This window comes from Monashia sp. HAY1-2A (genome assembly GCF_056755315.1).
Map to the genome: position 1 here is coordinate 1 of NZ_JBNDHY010000019.1, position 18138 is coordinate 18138.

Below are 18138 nucleotides of genomic sequence, written 5' to 3' on the forward strand. Positions count from 1 at the left end.
TCCGTCGTCGGCAGCGTCAGATGTGTATAAGAGACAGGGTGCCGACGGTCTCGATGACGTACGTCGCGAGCATCGAGCCGAGCTCGGCGCAGTGGCGGACCGACAGGCCTGCGGAGAGGCCGGTGAGGTAGCCGGCCCGGAAGGCGTCGCCGACGCCGGTGGGGTCGGCCTTGCGGACCTCGCGGGCGATGCCGACCTCGACGGGCTCCTCACCACGGACGCGCACGGTGACGCCGTCCTTGCCGCGGGTCTTGACCTGCACCCGGACGCGCTCGGCGAGCTCGTCCTCGCTCCAGCCGGTCTTCTGGCAGGCCAGGTGGCTCTCGTACTCGTTCGTGAACAGGTAGTCCGCGCCGTCGACGAGGCGGGCGATGGTCGGCCCGTCGCAGAAGGCCAGCTGCTGGCTCGGGTCGGCCGCGAAGGGGATGCCGCGGCTGCGGCACTCGTCGGTGTGGCGCAGCATCGCCTCCGGGTCGTTGGCGCCGACGACGACGAGGTCGAGGCCCCCGACCCGCTGGGCCACCGGGGCCAGCTCGATGTCGCGCGCCTCGGACATCGCACCGGCGTAGAAGGTGGCGATCTGGGCCATGTCGCGGTCGGTCGTGCAGATGAAGCGGGCCGTGTGCTGGGACTCGGAGTAGTGCACCGACGCGCAGTCGACGCCGTGCCGCTCGAGCCAGGACCGGTAGTCCGTGAAGTCCTCGCCCACCGCTCCGACGAGGATCGGGCTCTGGCCGAGGTTGGCCATCCCGAAGGCGATGTTCGCAGCGACCCCGCCCCGCCGTACCTGCAGGTCCTGGGTGAGGAAGGACAGTGAGATCTTGTCGAGCTGCTCGACGACGAGGGAGTCGGCGAACAGGCCGTCGAAGGTCATGAGGTGGTCGGTGGCGATGGAACCAGTGATGGCGATCTGCACACGGAGAACCTAGCGCGAACGGCGTCGACCGGGGTGGCGCACACCTACCCGCCGGTACGGGGTGTGCGGGCGGCTGCGGCGGAACTAGCGTTGGTGCATGGACACGACGCTGGAGTTCCCCTCCCCCAGGGACGAGCTCGACTCGGGCAGCGTCTCCGAGCTCGTGATGGACTGTCGGGACCTCGACCTCCCTCACACCGCTCCGCGGGCCTGGCAGCCCCGGCACGTCGACATCGAGGTGCCGGACGACGCGGCGCGGTTCACCCGGGGTCTCGGCGACTACGGCAGCTGACCGACTGACGTGGCCGGCGTCGGACATCGCGAAGGGCCCGACCGTTGCGGTCGGGCCCTTCGTCGGCTCAGCTGAAGGAGTCGCCGCAGGCGCAGCTGCTGCCCGCGTTCGGGTTGTCGATGGTGAAGCCCTGCTTCTCGATCGTGTCGGCGAAGTCGATCGTCGCGCCCTCGAGGTACGGGCTGCTCATCCGGTCGACGACGACCTCGACACCGTCGAAGTCGCGCACGAGGTCACCGTCGAGGGTGCGCTCGTCGAAGTAGAGCTGGTAGATCAGGCCGGAGCAACCGCCGGGCTGGACGCCCACACGGAGGCGGAGGTCGTCGCGACCCTCCTGCTCGAGGAGGCTCTTGACCTTGGTCGCGGCGACGTCCGTGAGGACGACACCGTGGGCGGGGGCCTCGGTCTGGGCCTCGGCGGGAGAAGCGTTCGTCTCGACACTCATGTGCTGGTCCTTCGCGTCGTGGTGCACGGGTCAGGAGTCTCAACCCGTGGCGCGCCGGAAGTGTTCCCGGCCCTTCAAGGATACGTCGACGCGGCGTGGGCACGTGCAGACCTCCCGGCCCTCCCCCACGGCCGGCCCACGATGCGGACACTCGGGACCACGTCGTGAGCCGGGAGCGGACCGGCAGCGGCGCGCGGTCCTGGGTCTCACCGCACGGGGTCTCACCGCCCGGGGGACCACGTCCGCGCGACCCGCGCGACCCGGTCGGCGAGCCGGGCCGCCGGGTCGGCGAGGGAGGCGGCGACGTCTCCGGGTCGCTCGGCGACCGGGTACACCCCCGACAGGCCGGCCGCCATCGCCTCACGACGTCCGACGAGCGCCTGCCCGGGCACGGCGACCGCCGGGATGCCGACCGACGCGGCCGCCTCGGCCACACCGACGACGACCTTGCCGCGCAGCGACTGCCAGTCGAAGCAGCCCTCCCCGGTCACGACGAGGTCGGCACCCCGGACGAGACCGCCGAAGCCGACGGCCTCGAGGACCGCGCCGACCCCCGACGTCCGACGCGCGCCGAGGAGGAGGAGGGCGTACCCGAGGCCGCCCGCCGCGCCCGCTCCGGGCTCGCGCTCCGGGCGCATCGCCGTCCCCGTGAGCAGGTCGTGCGCCGGAGGACGGACCCGGGCGACGACGCTCGCGAAGTGGCCGAGGGCGTTCTCCAGGCGCTGGGCGTCCTCCTCGGTGGCGCCCTTCTGCGGCGCGAAGACGGCGCTGGCCCCCTTGAGCCCGAGCAGTGGCGAGTCGACGTCGCTCGCCACGACGAGCTCGATGCCACGAAGGCGCGCGCGGGCCGCGTCGAGGCCGGCGACGTCGTCCGCGGCGGTGGCCGACAGCTCGAGCCCGCCCCGCGCCAGGCGCTCACGAGGGCCGACGCCGAGCGCGGCGAGCAGGCCCGCGCCGGCGTCGTTCGTGCCCGAGCCGCCGAGCCCGACGACGACGCGTCGCGCCCCCGCCTCGAGGGCAGCGAGGACGAGAGTGCCGACGCCGAAGGACGTCGTCCGCGTCGGGTCGCGTTCGTCCGCGCCGAGCAGGTGCAGGCCGGCGGCCTGGGCCGACTCGACGTAGGCCGTGGGGCCGGCCGGCCCGTCGACGAGCAGGACCGATCCCGGCACCTCGCGCCCGAGCGGGTCGGTCGTGACGACGCCGAGCACCTGCCCCACCAGGGAGGCGGCGAGGACGTCGACGAACCCGGGGCCGCCGTCCGACAGCGGCACGAGCGTCAGGGCGTCGTGCGGGGCGCTGCGCGACCAGCCGTCGGCCATGGCGGCCGCGGCCTGCCGGGCGGTCAGCGTGCCGGTGTAGCAGTCGGGTGCGAGGATGACATGCACGCGTCGCATCCTCCCACCCGGGTGCTACCGGTCTCGTCGCGGCAGGAACAGGCCGGCGTCGCCGAACTCGTGCCAGCCGTACCGGTGCGCGACCGCCTCGTCGTAGGCCGCCTGGGCCAGCGCCGCACCCGCGACCGACTCGACGAGCAGCAGGTGGGAGGCCTCCGGGTCGTGCCAGCCGGTGACGAGCCCGCCGACGACGCGCACCGGCCGGTCCGGTCCGATGACGAGGTCGGTCCAGCCCTCGGCGGCGCGGACGGTACCGCCCGCACCGGTGGCCGACTCGAGCGCGCGGGTGGCCGTCGTGCCCACGGCCACGACGCGACCGCCGTGCGAGACGACGTGGTTGACGAGGTCGGCGGTCCCGGCCGGCACGGAGAACCACTCGGGCTGCGGCGCCTCCCCGGCCTCCTGCGACGACACGCCGGTGTGGAGCAGGACCGGTGCGACGAGGACGCCCGCGGTGACGAGGCGCGTCACGAGCTCCGCCGTGAAGGGCCGCCCGGCGCTCGCCATCTCGGCGCTGCCCGGGACGCTCCCGAAGACGGTCTGGTACGCAGCGAGCGGGTAGCGGTGGTCGAGGTAGCCATAGGCGATGGGCCGGCCGACGCGGTCCAGGCCGGTGAGGAGCTCAGGCACGTCGTGAGCCGCCGTCGGGCCGTCGGGGGCGATGACCGTGGCGCGCCAGAGCCGGTTTCCCACCCCCGTCGGTGACGACCCCTCGTGCGGGTAGGGCGCGTCGAGGTGCAGCCTCGCCCGCACGACCGCCGGGCCGGCGGCCCCCGAGCCGGAGCCCACCCCAGCCCCGGGGGCGGGGACGTCGGCCGCAGGGGCCTCGAGGTCGATGTCGACGACGGCGCCGACGACGGCGTCGAGAACGGGCACGGACGCGTCCGGCGCCGAGCGCAGCTCCACGACGACGGTCTGCTCGTCGAGGGCTGTGGCGACGTGCAGGACCACGGGCCCGCGGCCGTCGAGGACGGCGTCGACCTCACGGGCGGAGGTCGCCGACGTGTTGACGACGAGGACGTCACCGGGTCGCAGGTGCTCGGCGATCCGGTCGAAGCGGGTGTGGGTCACCCGTGGGCCGTCGGCCGTGTCCTGCGCGACGAGGAGCCGCACGGCGTCCCGCGAGCCGGCGCGCTCCTCGGGCGGTGACGACGCCGTCAGGTCGCCCGTCGCGCGGAACCGCGTCGAGGGGGCGTGGCGCAGCAGCGTCGTCACCGCGACACCGCCGTTTGCGAGCCGCGAGCGGCGAGGATCTCCGCAGCGACGAGCCGGCCGCTCGGTGGACGCGTCTCGAGCAGGGCCAGGACGGCGGGCACCGCCACCTCCTCCGGGAGCGGGCGGTCGCCGATGTCCTCGCCGGGGAACGCGTCCTGGTGCATCGCGGTGCGCATGTCCCCCGGGTCGAGGGCCCACGCACGGATGGCCGGCTCCTCCTCGCCGAGGGTGAGGGTCAGGTGGTCGAGCGCCGCCTTCGAGGCGCCGTAGGGACCCCACGTCTCGTAGTGGCCCACGGCGGCGTCCGAGGACAGGCTCACGAACGCGCCACCGGCCTGCTCGAGGTCGGGCAGGAGGGCGCGGACCAGCTCGTGCGGGGCGAGGACGTTGACGGCCAGGACGGCGGCGAGCTCGTCGCCCGTCACGTCCCGGAGGTGACGCATCGGCAGTGGCCCCAGCGTGCTGGCGTTGGCCACGAGCAGGTCCAGACCGGCTCCCCCGGCCGCGGCGCGCACGGCCTGGACGACCTCGCGGCGGTGGACGGCGTCGGCGACGTCGCCCGCGACACCGACGGTCGGCGTGCTCGGGCGTCCGGGCCCGGCCGGTCCGGCGAGCGCAGTGAGCTCGGAGACCTCGGTGACGGTGCGGTCCAGGTCGTCCGTGGTGCGTGCGGTGAGGACGAGCGTCCAGCCTCGGCGGGCGAGGGCCGCGGCGAGCGCGCGGCCGAGACCTCGGGTGGCGCCGGTGACGAGTGCGGTGGGCATCGGTCCCTCCTGGTGTCGTCGTCGACGTGGGTCGTCGACGTCCCCAGCGTCAGACATCAAGCTCACTTGAAGTCAAGGGCACGTCTCCCCCCGTGCCGCCGCCTGCGGCCGGACGTCGGGCGGTGGCGTGGGGCACGCCCGCGGCGGCATACGATCTGGGCATGACGACGGCACCCGCCCCGCTGCCCCTCCTCGTGCTCGGCCGGGGCACCGACCTGCACACCGAGCGCGGGGTCGAGTGCCCCGGCGACCTGCCGGCCCCCTCCGACCCCGGGCTCGTGCAGCGGGCCCGGGCCGCGAAGGCCGCACTCGGCGACTCGGTGTTCGTCCTCGGCCACCACTACCAGCGCGACGAGGTCATCGAGTTCGCCGACGTCACGGGTGACTCCTTCAAGCTGGCGCGCGACGCCGCCGCCCGTCCCGACGCGCCGTACATCGTCTTCTGCGGCGTGCACTTCATGGCCGAGTCGGCCGACATCCTCACGAGCGAGGACCAGACGGTGATCCTGCCCGACCTCGCCGCCGGGTGCTCGATGGCCGACATGGCCGCGATCGCCCAGGTCGAGGACTGCTGGGAGCAGCTCGCTGCGGCCGGCGTCGCCGAGCGGACGATCCCGGTCACGTACATGAACTCCTCGGCCGCGATCAAGGCGTTCACCGGGCGGCACGGCGGCACCATCTGCACCTCCTCGAACGCCCGCACGGCGCTCGACTGGGCCTTCGACGAGGTCGGCGGGGTGCACGGCAGGGGGAAGGTGCTCTTCCTGCCCGACCAGCACCTCGGCCGCAACACCGCCGTGCGCGAGCTCGGCCTCTCGCTCGAGGACTGCGTCGTCTGGGACCCGCACCGCCCGAACGGCGGCCTGACCCACGAGCAGCTCGAGGACGCCCGGATGATCCTGTGGCGCGGGCACTGCTCGGTGCACGGCCGCTTCTCCGTCGAGGCCGTCGAGGCCGCGCGCCGGGAGATCCCCGACGTCAAGGTCATCGTCCACCCCGAGTGCCGCTACGAGGTCGTCGAGCTCGCCGACGAGGTGGGCTCCACGGAGAAGATCATCCAGACCATCGCCGCGGCGCCGGACGGCACCTCCTGGGTGGTCGGCACCGAGCTCAACCTCGTCCGGCGTCTGGCCCGGCAGTTCCCGAACCAGCGGATCGCCTTCCTGGAGAAGAACGTCTGCTACTGCTCGACGATGAACCGCATCGACCTGCCGCACCTCGTCTGGGCCCTCGAGTCCCTCGTCGAGGGTCGCGTGGTCAACCCCATCCGCGTCGACCCCGCCGTGGCCGCGCAGGCCCGCGCCGCACTCGACCGGATGCTCGCCCTGCCCGGCAAGACCCACAAGGACTGAGCCGGTGCGGCCGGCGCCCGACCGCATCGCCGTCATCTCCGACGTCCACGGGAACGTGACCGCCCTCGAGGCGGTCCTCGCGGACATCGAGGCCCGCGGCATCGTGCGCGTCGTCAACCTCGGCGACGTCGTCGGCAAGGGACCGCGCGGCTCCGAGGCGGTCAAGCTCTCGCGCGAGGCGTGCGAGGTGACCGTCCGGGGCAACTGGGACTCGCTCATCGGCGACTGGGAAGGCCACGTCGGACGCGGCACCGTGCCGCGGTTCGAGGCCGGCCAGTGGACGCGTGACGAGATCACCGACGACGACGCCGCGTGGCTCGCCGGCCTGCCCAACGCCCACGACCTCGTCATGAGCGGCAAGCGGGTCCGCCTCTTCCACGCCTCGCAGACCAGCGAGTTCGTCCGCGTCCGCCGGGCGCACACGCAGGACGAGTTCCGCGGCATGTTCACGAACACCGACTTCACCGGTGAGTTCCGCCCCCCGGTCCCGGGGCACGTGTGGGAGCGGGGCGCGACACCCGACGTCGTCGGCTACGGCGACATCCACGGCACCTACCTCGAGGCCGACGAGGGCCTGCAGCTCTTCAACGTCGGAGCCGTCGGCAACCACCTCGACGACCCGAGCGCCCCGTACTGCATCCTCGAGGGCGTCACGGACTCCCTTGCGCCGCAGCCGTTCTCGATCCAGTTCGTCCGCGTGCCCTACGACATCGATGCCGAGGTCGCGGTCGCCCACGACCTCGGCATGCCCGGCGCCGCGGCCTACGCCCTCGAGCTGCACGAGGGCATCTACCGGGGCCGCGGCAAACGCTCCTGACGCGTCAGCGCGGCATGGCGCCGAGGCGGGCGAGCAGGAGCGCCTCCGCCTGGCAGACGCGGGCGAACTCCGCGAGGTGGAGCGACTCGTTCGCGCCGTGCGCCCGGGTGTCGGGGTCCTCGACGCCCGTCACGAGGATGGCGGCGTCGGGGAAGCGGGCGGCGAAGTCGGAGATGAACGGGATCGAGCCACCCACCCCCATGTCGACGGCGTCGACGCCCCACGCGTCCTTGAAGGCGGCGCGCGCCTGGTCGTAGACCGGCCCCTCGGCATCGGCCGCGAAACCCCAGCCGTGCTCCTCGAGGTCCACGGTGACTCGCGCACCCCACGGCGCGTGCTCGAGCAGGTGGGCCTTGAGCAGCTCGAACGCCGCGGCCGGGTCCTGCGTGGGAGCCAGCCGCATCGAGACCTTGGCGGCGGCGTGGGCCGCGAGCGTGTTGGACGCCTTGTCGACCGACGTGACGTCCATGCCGATCGTCGTGATCGAGGGCTTGTTCCACAGGCGGGTCAGGATCGAGCCGGTGCCGATGAGCGAGACGCCGTCGAGCAGCCCGGACTCCTCGCGGAAGCGCGCCTCGTCGTAGTCGATGTCGGCTGCGGTGCCCTCGTCGAGGCCGCGGACGGCGACGCTGCCGTCGTCGTCGTGGAGCGTCGCGAGCAGGCGGACCATCGCCGTGACGGCGTCCGGGGCGGCACCGCCGAACATGCCGGAGTGGACCGAGTGGTCGAGGGTCTCGACCCGGACCACCGCCCGGACACCACCCCGCAGCGTCGTCGTCAGCGCCGGCTCGCCGATGGCCCAGTTGCCCGAGTCGGCGATGACGATCGCGTCGGCGGCGAGGCGGTGGCCGTGCTTCTCGAGGATCGCCGGCAGCGAGGCCGAGCCGAACTCCTCCTCGCCCTCGACGAAGACCGTCACGCCCACCGGCAGGTTGCCGGCGTGGGCCCGCAACGCGGCGACGTGGGCCATGACGCCGGCCTTGTCGTCGGCGGCGCCACGGCCGTAGAGGCGACCGTCGCGCTCGGTCGGCTCGAACGGCGGGCTGTGCCAGTCGGCGTCGTCACCGGGCGGCTGCACGTCGTGGTGCGCGTAGAGCGTCACGGTCGGGGCACCCTCCGGTCCCGCGAGGTGGCCGATGACGGCGGGGCGGCCGCCCTCGACGACCACCTCGACGTCGAGGCCCTCCCGGCGCAGCAGCTCGGCCACGGCCTCGGCGCTGCGCGCCACGTTGGCCTGGTCGAAGCTCGTCGCGGAGACGCTCGGAATGCGCACGAGGTCCTCGAGGTCGGCCCGCACCTGCGGCATGAGCTCGGCGACCCGGTCGCGGATGGCGCTGATCTGGTCCTGGGAGAGCACGTCGTCGGTCACAGCCCGACCCTACCGACGGGTCGCACCCCACTCCCCCGGCAGCCCCGTGGGCGTCCGTGAGGTTCGGCTAGTTTCGTCGCCGTGGCAACCAACGCCTTCACGCCGGGCCAGGACCCGTGGCTGCGCCGGCTCGGCAACCTGCGCAACGTCGTGCGCCAGGAGCTCGTCGCGCGCCAGCTCGGGGCCCATCTTCCCCGCGGCCCGCTCAGGGTGCTCGACGTGGGCGCCGGGCAGGGCACGCAGTCCCTGCGCCTCGCTCGCCTCGGGCACACCGTGACGGCCGTCGAACCCGACGCCCGCATGCGCGCGGCCTTCGAGCAGGCCGCCGCCTCGCTGGAGCCCTCGCAGCGGGACCGGGTCACGCTCCTCGCCGGCGACCTGGCGTCGCTCGCCAGCGTGACGCGTCCCACCGCCTACGACGTCGTCCTGTGCCACGGGGTGCTCATGTACCTGCCCGAGAGCCGCTCGGCGGTGGCCGCCCTCGCGCGCCGGACGGCTCCCGGCGGGGTCGTCTCGCTCGTCGCGCGCAACGGCGCGGCGATGGCCTGGCGGCCGGCTGCCCGTAGCGACTGGGACGGCGCGGCAGCGATGCTCGACGAGCTCGAGGCCGCGCGAGCGCAGGGCCGTGACGCCCGCTACCGCAACGAGATCGGTGTCGACGCCCGCGCCGACACCCTGGAGTCCCTGACCGCCGACTGCGAGGCCAACGGGCTCACCGTGCGCGCCTGGTACGGCGTCCGGGTCGCCTCCGACACGGTGCCGGTCGACGAGCCGACACCGGACGCCGAGACGCTCGCGACCCTGCTCGACGTCGAGGAGAGGCTCGGACGGACCGACCCCTACCGGTCCCTCGGCACCCTCCTGCACGTCGTCGCGGGACCCGCCTGACCCGGGCCATCCGCGCTCGGACGCCTGCGCCGTGCCGTGGAAGACTCGAGGGATGGATCCGGTGGACCGGGCCCTCGAGGCCGTGCCGCGGGCCGGGTTCCTGCCGCGCGCGGCGCGCTGGCGGGCCGGCCACGACGGCCCCATCCTCATCGGCCACGGGCAGACGAACTCGCAGCCGCGGACGGTCGCCGACATGCTGCGCCTGCTCGACGTGCGTCCGGGCCAGCGCGTCCTCGACGTCGGCGCCGGCTCGGGCTGGACGACGGCCCTGCTCGCCCACCTCGTCGGGCCTGCCGGCGTCGTCGTCGGCGTCGAGCTCGAGCCGGACCTCGCGGCCTGGGGCGCGGACAACCTCGCCCGGTGCGATGCCCCGTGGGCCTCGATCGACCTCGCCGAGCCCGACGTCCTCGGCGCACCGGAGCGTGGGCCCTACGACCGCATCCTCGTCTCCGCGGAGGCCACCTCGCTGCCGCAGGCCCTCGTCGACCAGCTCGCCGACCCGGGACGCATGGTCGTCCCCGTCGCCGGGACGATGGTCCTCGTCGAGCTGGCCGACGGCGCCCTGACGACGAGCGAGCACGGGCTGTACCGCTTCGTGCCCCTACGCAAGCGACGCCTGTGACGGCCGCGCCGGCCGCGGAGCGCGCGATTCCTGTCCCGCGCCCGACCTCGCCTAGAGTGGGCCCGTGTTCGGACGCAAGAAGACCCTCAACGAGGAGCTCGCCTCCTCCTCCACCGCGCTGCAGGACTCCGAGGCGCGACCCGGCGCCAAGAACCGGCCGACGCCCAAGCGCCGTGACCAGGAGGCCCTGAACAAGCGTCCACTCATCGTCACCGACCGCAAGGCCGCCTCCAAGCAGGACCGCACCGCCCGCCGCGAGGCGATGGCCACGCAGCGCGCGGGCATGCTGGCGGGCAACGAGAAGTACCTGCCGGCCCGCGACAAGGGCCCGCGCCGTCGGTTCATCCGGGACTCGGTCGACGCCCGCTGGAACATCGGCGAGTTCATGCTGCCGGTCATGCTGCTCGTCCTGCTGCTCAGCTTCGTGCGGGCGGGGTGGGCGCTGATGGCCGTGTTCGTCCTCGTCTACGGCCTCATCCTCGTGGCCGTCGTCGACGCCGTCCTCATGTGGCGCCGCACCCGCAAGAAGGTCGAGGCCAAGTTCGGCGGGGCCGAGAAGGGCGATGCCTGGTACGCGATCATGCGCGCCTTCCAGATGCGTCGCACGCGGATGCCCAAGGCGCAGGTCGCGCGCGGCGAGCAGCCGCGCTGAGCCGCCCACCCGTCACCTGCCGGGCCCCCGGACACCACACGGCGTCCGGGGGTCTGCTGCGTGCGGGCCTCAGTCCTGCAGCTCGGCGAACGCGAGCGGCTCGCGGGTGACGGCGTACGTCGCGAAGTACAGCTTCTCGACCGAACCGTCGGCGCCACGGACCACGTCGAGCACCTCGCCGCGTTCGCGACCCGCAGCCGCGCGGAACCGGTCCACCCCGTCGGCCTCGAACCGTGTCTCGGACAGCGGCTCGTCCTCGGACAGGCGCGACCACAGCCGGCCCTCCCGGACGAAGAACGTGATCGGCGCGCCCTCGGACCACCACAGGCCGAGAAGCTCCTCGAGCTCGGGTCGCGGCTCCTCGGGGACCCACGCCGGCGCGAGCGTCGGCTCGGCGTCCAGGACGGCGTCCACGAGGTCGGTCGCGAGCGCGAGGGTGAGGGCGTTCGACGTGCAGTTGGCGAACACGACCGCGCCGACGCCGTCGCGGCGCCGGATGCGCAGTCCGGTGAGGAAGCCGGGCATCGCGCCGCCGTGCCCGACGTAGACGCGGTCACCGCGCCGGCCCATGCCGAACCCGAGCCCGTACGCGCCGGACCAGCCGTCGACGTCGGTCATGATGAGCGGCCGGCACATCTCCTCGACCGTCTCGGGAGCCACGACGCGGCCGTCCGGGGCGGCGACGTAGGCGGCGTAGCGCGCCAGGTCGGACACGGTCGACCACAGCCCGCCGAGCGGGGCCGTCGCGTTGAGCGTGAAGAGCGGCTCCTCGGTGGTGGTGCCGCGGTAGGGGTCGACCTGGTAGCCGTGCGCCCGGTCGGACGCCGGCGTCAGGCCCGTCCGGGACATCCCGAGCGGCTCGAGAACCCGCTCACGGACGACGTCCTCCCAGCCGCGACCGGTCACCGTCTCGACGACGTGGCCGAGCAGGCCGTAGGCGAGGTTGGAGTAGTGGAAGGCGTGGTGCGCCGGTAGCACCTGCTCGGTGTCCTCGACACCGGCGAGGAATGCCGCGCGCTCGGGCGCGGCGAGCGACTCCCAGATGTTCCCGACCGGTTCGCGCTGCAGGCCGGACGCGTGGGCGAGCATCTGGCGCAAGGGCACCCGGGCGTGACGGGTGCCCGGCAGGTACCCGCCGAGCTCGTCGTCGAGGCTGAGCAGACCGTCGTCGCGCAGCGCCATGACGACGAGCGCGGTGAACGTCTTGGTCACGGACCCGATGAGGTACTGGGTGTCGTCGTCGGCCGGGCGGGAGGCGGGGCCGAGCTCGGCGGACCCCACGTGGCCGGACCACACCAGGGCACCGTCGCGCACGACGCCCGCGCTCACCCCGGGCGAGCGCCAGGCGCGCTGCGCGGTGACGACGCGTCCGAGCAGGTCGCGGGCCAGGCCCGCCGACAGGGTGTCGGGGACCTCGGCGGCCAGGCTCACTCCGCGGCCCGGAGGCTCATCGGGCCGTAGACGACCGAGTCGGCCTCGCGCAGCGTCACCGACTCGACGCCGTGGGCGAGCAGGTCGCGCCAGGTCTCGCCGAGGTAGTTCTCGGCGTCGCTCTGGGTCGGGAAGCCGGTCGTGGCCAGGCCCTCCCCCGACATCGGCTCGCCGTGCGCGTCGAGGTACAGCCAGGACCAGTCTCCGCTCATGTCCGTCACCCTAGACGCACCCCGGTCGCCCGGTGCGCCGGCTCGTTTGACGGGCGGCCACCGCGCGTGCCACGGTTCGCGTATCCGATGGACGACGGGGCAAGCCGGTGCGACTCCGGCGCTGACCCGCAACCGTGATCCGCAGCCCCGCCCGACCAGGCGCCGCGGCGACAGCCGGAAAACCCGCGCCCGTCCGGCTCTGTGTCAGTCTGTCGTGGAATGCGGACCGGAGTCACCGACGACGGCTCCGCGGGGGGCTCGGGACGGTGTCCGACCGCGAGGAGGAAACCGTGTCCACCGTTCGTCGCACCCCCCTGCGGGTGCTGCTCGCCGCACTCGTCGCCGCCGCCGTCGCCGTCCTCACCACCGGCCCCGCGCAGGCCGCCGCATACCGCTTCTGGGGCTTCTACCAGCTGACCGACGGCGCGTGGTCGTTCGCCCAGAAGGGCCCGGACCAGACCACCCCTGCCGACGGCAGCGTCGACGGCTGGCGCTTCGCCGTCGGCGACGAGAGCGCGACGCGCTTCCCGCGGGCCGTGCTCGGCTTCGACGCGATCTGCGGCTCCACACCCGCGGTGTCCGGGTCCAAGCGCGTCGGGCTCGTCGTGGACTTCGGCCGAGCGGCCGACGCCGAGGACGGCGCCACCCCGCCTGCCCCGAAGGCCGTCTGCGCCGTCGTCCCCACTGCCGCCACGAGCACCGACGTGCTCGCCAAGGCGGGCGAGCTGCGCACCGAGAAGGGCCTCGTCTGCGCGGTCGCCGGCTACCCCGCCACCGGCTGCGGCGGTGAGGTCAAGCAGGTCAGCGCCGCCGCCAAGGCCGCCGACACCCCGGTGACCGTCGCCCCACCGGCCGCGTCGACGACTGTCACCGCCACCGCCGCGGCCAGCGCCCCGGTCGACGCCACGGCCCGGCCCGCGTCGTCGAGCACCGGCACGACCGTGGCCTGGGTCGTCGTCGCCCTCGTCGTGCTCGCCCTCATCGGCTACCTGCTCGTCCGCTCGCGGCGCCGCACCGGCGTCGACGGCTGAGCGGGGTGACCCGACGGCGATGCGGCTGCGCGCGCGGCTCCTGCACCCCGCGGCCTGGTGGCTGTGGGGCCTGGGCCTCGCCACGGCGGCGTCCCGCACGACGAACCCCGCCGTGCTGCTGCTCGTCGTCGCCGTCTGCGTCCTCGTCGTCACCGAGCGGCGTGACCCGGCCACGCCCAACCCGCTCGCCGGGTTCCTCGCGATCGGTCTGGCCGTCGTCCTCCTCCGGGTCCTCGTGACCGCGCTCCTCGGCAACGGCGTCCACGGCGAGACCGTCCTCGTGACGCTTCCACGCGTTCCGCTCCCGGACTGGCTCTCCGGGATCCGTCTCGGCGGGCCGGTCGCGCTCGAGCCCCTCCTGTTCAGCCTCTACGACGCGCTGCGCCTCGCGGCCGTGCTCGCCTGCCTCGGCGCCGCCAACGCCCTCGCGTCACCGCGGCGGCTCCTGCGCTACCTGCCGGCGACGCTCTACGACGTCGGCACGGCCGTCGTCGTCGGGCTGACCTTCGCGCCGCAGCTGCTCGCCGACGCGCGCACGGTGCGCTCCGCGCGCACCCTGCGAGGGCGCGAGGGGCACGGCATCCGCGAGACGGCCCGCCTCGCCGTTCCCGTCCTCGAGACGGCCTTCGAGCGCTCGCTCGCGCTGGCCGCGTCGATGGAGTCCCGTGGCTACGGCCGCGCCGTGCGCAGCAGCGCCGGCACGCGCCGCCTCGCGAGCGGCCTCGCGCTGCTCGGTCTCCTCGGCGTCCTCGGCGGCCTCTACGGCCTGCTCGACGCGTCGGCCGGCGGCACCCTCGGCCTGCCCCTGCTCGTCGCCGGGGCCGTCCTCGCGGCGAGCAGCCTCGTCGTGGGCGCCTCGCGTGACGGCCGGTCCGGCCACCGACGTGACCGGTGGGAGTGGCCGGAGTCCCTGACCGTCGTCCTCGGCAGCGCTCCTGCGGTCGTCCTCGTCGTGGCCGGCGTGCGCGGCTGGGACGGCGTCACGCCGCCCCAGCGCGTCGAGCTGCCCGCGGTGCCGCTGCTCACCGTGGTCGCGGTGCTCGTGGCGGCCCTGCCCGCCTGGCTCACGCCACGGCCGCGGGAGGCTGCACCGTGATCGCCTTCGACCGGGTCAGCGTCACCTACGCGGGCGCCGACGCCCCGAGCCTCGTGGACGTCACGCTCGAGGTGCCCGAGGGGGAGCTCGTCCTCGTCGTCGGGCCCACCGGCAGCGGCAAGTCGACGCTGCTGCGCACCGTCAACGGCCTCGTCCCGCACTTCAGCGGCGGCACCCTGTCCGGCCGGGTCGTCGTCGACGGCCTCGACACCGCGGCACACCGGCCGCGCGACCTCGCCACCGTCGTGGGGCTCGTCGAGCAGAACCCGTCGTCGACCTTCGTCACCGACGTCGTCGAGGACGAGGTGGCCTACGGCATGGAGACGATGGGCCTGGACCCGACGGCGATCCGCCGCCGCGTCGAGGAGACGCTCGACCTGTTCGGGCTCACCCCGCTGCGGGCGCGCGCCCTGGGCACCCTCTCCGGCGGGCAGCAGCAGCGGGTGGCCATCGCGGCCCTCTTCGCCGCCGGTCCGCGGGTGCTCGTGCTGGACGAACCCACCTCGGCGCTGGATCCCGTTGCCGCAGAAGAGGTCCTGGCCTCGCTGCACCGCATCGTGCACGACCTCGGCGTCACCGTCGTGCTCGCCGAGCACCGCCTCGAACGCGTCGTGCACCACGCCGACCGGGTCGTGCTCGTCGAGGACGGCCACGTGTCCGAGCTGCTCGAACCGGCCGAGGCGATGAGCCTGTCGCGCGTCTTCCCGCCCGTCGTGGGGCTGTCCCGGCTCGCCGGCTGGAGCCCCACGCCCCTGTCGATCCGCGACGCCAGACGCCGTGCCGCCTCGCTGCGGGAGACCCTCGGCCCGCGCACGCCGCCGTCCCGGCCCGGCCGACCCGGCGGCCCCTGGCCCGCAGGCACTGCGCTGTCGCTCGACCGGGTGACCGTGCGTCGGGCGGGACGCGTCGTCCTCGACGGTGTCGACCTCAAGGTGGCGCGTGGCTCGGTCACGGCCCTCATGGGGCGCAACGGCGCCGGCAAGTCGACGCTGCTCGGCGCGGTGGCAGCACAGCACCGGCTCGCGGGCGGGCGAGTCCGTGCCGGCTCCGCCACGGCGGACCCGCACACCCTGGCCGCTCGCGAACGGGTCGGCGTCGTCGGGCTCGTGCCGCAGCAGCCCGAGCTGCTGCTCTACGCCGACTCGGTCGCCGCGGAGTGCTCCGCGGCCGACGCCGACTTCGGTGTGCCCGCCGGTACCGCGGCAGCCGTGCTCTCCCGCATCGGCGAGGGCATCGACCCCACGACCCACCCGCGTGACCTGTCCGAGGGGCAGCGGCTCGAGCTGGCCCTGGCCGTCATCCTCGCCGGCACCCCGGAGGTCCTCCTCCTCGACGAGCCGACGCGCGGGCTCGACTACGGCGCCAAGCAGCGTCTGTGCGGCCTCCTCGCCGAGCTGGCCGCGGCCGGCACGACGGTCATCGTGGCGACCCACGACGTCGAGCTCGCGGCCGAGGTCGCCGACCGCGTCGTCATCCTGGCCGACGGGGAGGTCGTGACCGACGGCCCCACGCGCGAGGTCCTCGCCTCCTCCCCCGCCTTCGCCCCGCAGGTGACCAAGGTGCTGCACCCGCAGACGTGGCTCACGGTGGCCGAGGTGGCCCGCGCCCTCGGGCGGACGGCATGAGCGCGCCGGCACCCGCACCCCGCGCCGTCCGGACGCCGCCGCCCGCCTCACGCCGGGTCATCCCGCTGCGCTGGCCGGCCGTCCTCGCGGTCGTCGCCGTGGGGCTCGTCGGGTTCGCCGCCTTCACGTGGCCGTTCTTCGCACCCGGTCAGGTGGCGGCCGACCACGGCAACGACGCGCCGTGGTTCTTCGCCCTGCTCCTGGGTCTGCTCGCCGTCGTGTGCCTCGCCGAGGTGACCGCCGGGCGGCTCGACGCCAAGACCGTCGCGGTGCTCGGCGTCGCGGCCGCCGCCGGCGGGGCACTGCGCCTGCTCAGCGCCGGGACGGCGGGGCTCGAGCCGATGTTCTTCGTCGTCGTCGTCGCCGGCCGCGTGCTCGGCCCCGGCGTGGGCTTCGTCTCCGGGTCCCTCGCCGTGACGACGGGAGCCCTGCTCACGGGCGGGGTGGGTCCCTGGCTGCCGTTCCAGATGGTGTGCTCGGGCGCCGTCGGGCTCGGTGCCGGCCTGCTGCCCGTCGGGGACGGGCGCCGCGCCGAGCGGTGGGTCCTCGCCGCGTACGCCCTCGTCACGGGCCTCGGGTACGGCGCCGTCATGAACCTGTGGTTCTGGCCGTTCCTCGGGCCCGGCGCGCCCACGGGCATGGGTTTCGTGCCCGGCGCCCCGCTGCCGGACAACCTCACCCACTACGCCGTCTTCTACGTCTCCACCTCGCTCGCCTGGGACCTGCCGCGCGGCCTGCTCAACGCCGTCCTCGTCGTGCTGGCGGGGCCGGCGCTGCTGCGGGTCTTCCGGCGCGCCGCACGACGAGCGGCCTTCGACGCCCCGGTGCGGTTCGCGCCGCGGGCCGAGCCCGAGGACCCGACGTGACCGCCCGCGCGGCGAGCACGACCCTCGTCACCGGGCCCGTGCGCAGCGGCAAGAGCCGCCACGCCGAGGACCTGCTGTCCGCCGACAGGGACGTCACGTACGTCGCGACCGGGCCTGCTCCGGCGGCCGACGACGACGAGTGGCGCACCCGCGTCGAGGCGCATCGCGCCCAGCGGCCGGCCTCGTGGCGCACGGTGGAGACCTCCGACGTCGCGGGCGTCCTGCGTGCCGCCCGCGGACCGGTGCTCGTCGACTGCCTCGGCACGTGGCTCACGAGCGTCGTCGACGCGGTGGGCTGGGACGACCTCGCCGTCGCAGCGTCCGCCGTCCGTCTGCAGGGCGCAACGTTCGTCGAGTCCCTCTGCGCCGCAACCGTCCCCGTCGTCGTCGTGACGAACGAGGTGGGGTGGTCGCTCGTGCCGACGACGGCCTCCGGTCGCCTCTTCCAGGACGAGCTGGGCCGGCTCAACGCCGCCGTGTCTGCCGTGGCGGCGCGCGTGCACCTCGTCGTGGCCGGACGCGTCCTCGACCTCTCGCAGGGCCTCGTCGTGCCGTCGTCCCCCCGTCCACGGACTCTCGATGCGTGACGCCTGGCGCCTCTGCGTCGGCACCTTCACCGCCCTGCGCGTCGCGCCGCCGGATGCCGTCGGTCCCCGGGAGCTCGGCCTGGCGATGCTGCTCGCCCCCGTCAGCACGCTCGGCTTCGCCCTCGCGTGGGTGGTCCTCGGCGTCCTGGTGGTCCTCGGCGCGCTGCCGCCCGCGGTGGCGGCCGTGCTGGCCCTCGTGGTCGTGGCGCTCGGGTCGCGGGCCTTCCACCTCGACGGCCTCGCCGACCTCGCCGACGGCCTGACGTCCGGACACGAGCCGGCCCGGTCGCTCGAGGTGATGCGCCGCGGCGACACCGGACCGGCCGGTGCCGCGGCGCTCGTCCTCGTGCTCGGGCTCGACGCCGCCGCCCTGGCCGCGCTGCTGCCGACGTCCGCCGGCGTGGCCGCCGTGCTCGCGGCCGGTGCCGGTGCCCTGGCGGTGCGCAGCCACGCGGTCCGCCGCCTCGGTGGCGTCACCGGCGACGTCGTCGGGGCGGCCGTCGAGGTGTCGCTGGCCGCCGCGCTCGTGGTCGCGGTCGTGGGCCTGCGCGTCTCCGGCTGACG

General features: G+C 74.7%; 20 protein-coding genes. 12 read left to right on the top strand and 8 right to left on the bottom strand.

What is annotated here, in order from left to right; translation table 11 throughout:
• Positions 1-16 precede the first annotated feature (16 nt).
• A complete protein-coding gene (locus tag ACPYOM_RS04595; RefSeq protein ID WP_481345060.1) occupies positions 17-916 on the bottom strand; it encodes a carbohydrate kinase family protein in 900 nt (299 codons plus the stop codon).
• A 97-nt stretch (positions 917-1013) separates the two neighbouring features.
• Between ACPYOM_RS04595 and ACPYOM_RS04600 the strand changes: the two genes are divergently transcribed.
• Entirely contained in the window at positions 1014-1208 is a 195-nt protein-coding gene (locus ACPYOM_RS04600; protein WP_481345061.1) for a hypothetical protein, read from the top strand.
• 67 nt (positions 1209-1275) lie between these two features.
• Here ACPYOM_RS04600 and erpA read toward each other — a convergent pair whose 3' ends face one another.
• From erpA to ACPYOM_RS04620, 4 genes are all read right to left on the bottom strand, one after another.
• Positions 1276-1653: an iron-sulfur cluster insertion protein ErpA gene (gene erpA, locus ACPYOM_RS04605; protein ID WP_323098708.1), complete on the bottom strand. Its 378-nt coding sequence runs from the start codon at positions 1651-1653 to the stop codon at positions 1276-1278.
• Between the two features lie 221 nt (positions 1654-1874).
• Positions 1875-3038, bottom strand: coding sequence for a glycerate kinase family protein (locus tag ACPYOM_RS04610; protein WP_481345062.1), 1164 nt, complete (start codon positions 3036-3038; stop codon positions 1875-1877).
• Between the two features lie 24 nt (positions 3039-3062).
• A complete protein-coding gene (locus ACPYOM_RS04615) occupies positions 3063-4262 on the bottom strand; it encodes an S-adenosylmethionine:tRNA ribosyltransferase-isomerase (protein WP_481345063.1) in 1200 nt (399 codons plus the stop codon).
• Complete coding sequence (locus tag ACPYOM_RS04620; protein ID WP_481345064.1) at positions 4259-5026, bottom strand: SDR family NAD(P)-dependent oxidoreductase; 768 nt, start codon at positions 5024-5026, stop codon at positions 4259-4261. The genes ACPYOM_RS04615 and ACPYOM_RS04620 overlap by 4 nt, the downstream gene beginning before the upstream one ends.
• A 161-nt stretch (positions 5027-5187) precedes the next feature.
• Here ACPYOM_RS04620 and nadA point away from each other — a divergent pair, with 161 nt between their 5' ends.
• Together nadA and ACPYOM_RS04630 are read left to right on the top strand one after the other, a co-directional pair.
• Positions 5188-6378: a quinolinate synthase NadA gene (gene nadA, locus ACPYOM_RS04625; RefSeq protein WP_481345065.1), complete on the top strand. Its 1191-nt coding sequence runs from the start codon at positions 5188-5190 to the stop codon at positions 6376-6378.
• A gap of 4 nt (positions 6379-6382) precedes the next feature.
• Positions 6383-7195 carry a metallophosphoesterase family protein gene (locus ACPYOM_RS04630; RefSeq protein WP_481345066.1) on the top strand — a complete coding sequence of 271 codons (813 nt, stop codon included), beginning with the start codon at positions 6383-6385 and terminating at the stop codon, positions 7193-7195.
• Between the two features lie 4 nt (positions 7196-7199).
• Here ACPYOM_RS04630 and ACPYOM_RS04635 read toward each other — a convergent pair whose 3' ends face one another.
• Positions 7200-8564, bottom strand: a complete 1365-nt coding sequence (locus ACPYOM_RS04635; RefSeq protein ID WP_481343063.1) for a M20/M25/M40 family metallo-hydrolase — start codon at positions 8562-8564, stop codon at positions 7200-7202.
• An 81-nt stretch (positions 8565-8645) separates the two neighbouring features.
• Here ACPYOM_RS04635 and ACPYOM_RS04640 point away from each other — a divergent pair, with 81 nt between their 5' ends.
• The 3 genes from ACPYOM_RS04640 (at position 8646) to ACPYOM_RS04650 (ending at position 10726) form a co-directional block, all read left to right on the top strand.
• Entirely contained in the window at positions 8646-9452 is an 807-nt protein-coding gene (locus ACPYOM_RS04640; RefSeq protein WP_481345067.1) for a class I SAM-dependent methyltransferase, read from the top strand.
• Positions 9453-9504: 52 nt separating this feature from the next.
• Positions 9505-10074 carry a protein-L-isoaspartate O-methyltransferase family protein gene (locus ACPYOM_RS04645; RefSeq protein ID WP_481343065.1) on the top strand — a complete coding sequence of 190 codons (570 nt, stop codon included), beginning with the start codon at positions 9505-9507 and terminating at the stop codon, positions 10072-10074.
• Between the two features lie 64 nt (positions 10075-10138).
• On the top strand, positions 10139-10726 hold the full coding sequence (locus ACPYOM_RS04650; RefSeq protein ID WP_481343066.1) for a DUF3043 domain-containing protein: 588 nt from the start codon (positions 10139-10141) through the stop codon (positions 10724-10726).
• A gap of 69 nt (positions 10727-10795) precedes the next feature.
• Here ACPYOM_RS04650 and ACPYOM_RS04655 read toward each other — a convergent pair whose 3' ends face one another.
• Positions 10796-12157, bottom strand: a complete 1362-nt coding sequence (locus ACPYOM_RS04655; RefSeq protein ID WP_481345068.1) for a serine hydrolase domain-containing protein — start codon at positions 12155-12157, stop codon at positions 10796-10798.
• A complete protein-coding gene (locus tag ACPYOM_RS04660; protein WP_481343068.1) occupies positions 12154-12369 on the bottom strand; it encodes a hypothetical protein in 216 nt (71 codons plus the stop codon). Before ACPYOM_RS04660 ends, ACPYOM_RS04655 begins: the two co-directional genes overlap by 4 nt.
• 290 nt (positions 12370-12659) lie before the next feature.
• Between ACPYOM_RS04660 and ACPYOM_RS04665 the strand changes: the two genes are divergently transcribed.
• Genes ACPYOM_RS04665 through ACPYOM_RS04690 form a run of 6 tightly spaced genes read left to right on the top strand, consistent with a single transcriptional unit; the run spans position 12660 to position 18136 of the window.
• Positions 12660-13400, top strand: a complete 741-nt coding sequence (locus ACPYOM_RS04665; protein WP_481345069.1) for an SCO2322 family protein — start codon at positions 12660-12662, stop codon at positions 13398-13400.
• A gap of 19 nt (positions 13401-13419) precedes the next feature.
• Positions 13420-14496 carry an energy-coupling factor transporter transmembrane component T gene (locus ACPYOM_RS04670; RefSeq protein ID WP_481345070.1) on the top strand — a complete coding sequence of 359 codons (1077 nt, stop codon included), beginning with the start codon at positions 13420-13422 and terminating at the stop codon, positions 14494-14496.
• On the top strand, positions 14493-16121 hold the full coding sequence (locus ACPYOM_RS04675; RefSeq protein WP_481345071.1) for an ABC transporter ATP-binding protein: 1629 nt from the start codon (positions 14493-14495) through the stop codon (positions 16119-16121). Before ACPYOM_RS04670 ends, ACPYOM_RS04675 begins: the two co-directional genes overlap by 4 nt.
• A complete protein-coding gene (locus tag ACPYOM_RS04680; RefSeq protein ID WP_481345072.1) occupies positions 16118-16987 on the top strand; it encodes an ECF transporter S component in 870 nt (289 codons plus the stop codon). The genes ACPYOM_RS04675 and ACPYOM_RS04680 overlap by 4 nt, the downstream gene beginning before the upstream one ends.
• Positions 16984-17574, top strand: a complete 591-nt coding sequence (locus ACPYOM_RS04685) for a bifunctional adenosylcobinamide kinase/adenosylcobinamide-phosphate guanylyltransferase (RefSeq protein ID WP_481345073.1) — start codon at positions 16984-16986, stop codon at positions 17572-17574. Before ACPYOM_RS04680 ends, ACPYOM_RS04685 begins: the two co-directional genes overlap by 4 nt.
• On the top strand, positions 17567-18136 hold the full coding sequence (locus ACPYOM_RS04690) for an adenosylcobinamide-GDP ribazoletransferase (RefSeq protein ID WP_481345074.1): 570 nt from the start codon (positions 17567-17569) through the stop codon (positions 18134-18136). The genes ACPYOM_RS04685 and ACPYOM_RS04690 overlap by 8 nt, the downstream gene beginning before the upstream one ends.
• The last annotated feature ends 2 nt before the right edge of the window (positions 18137-18138 follow it).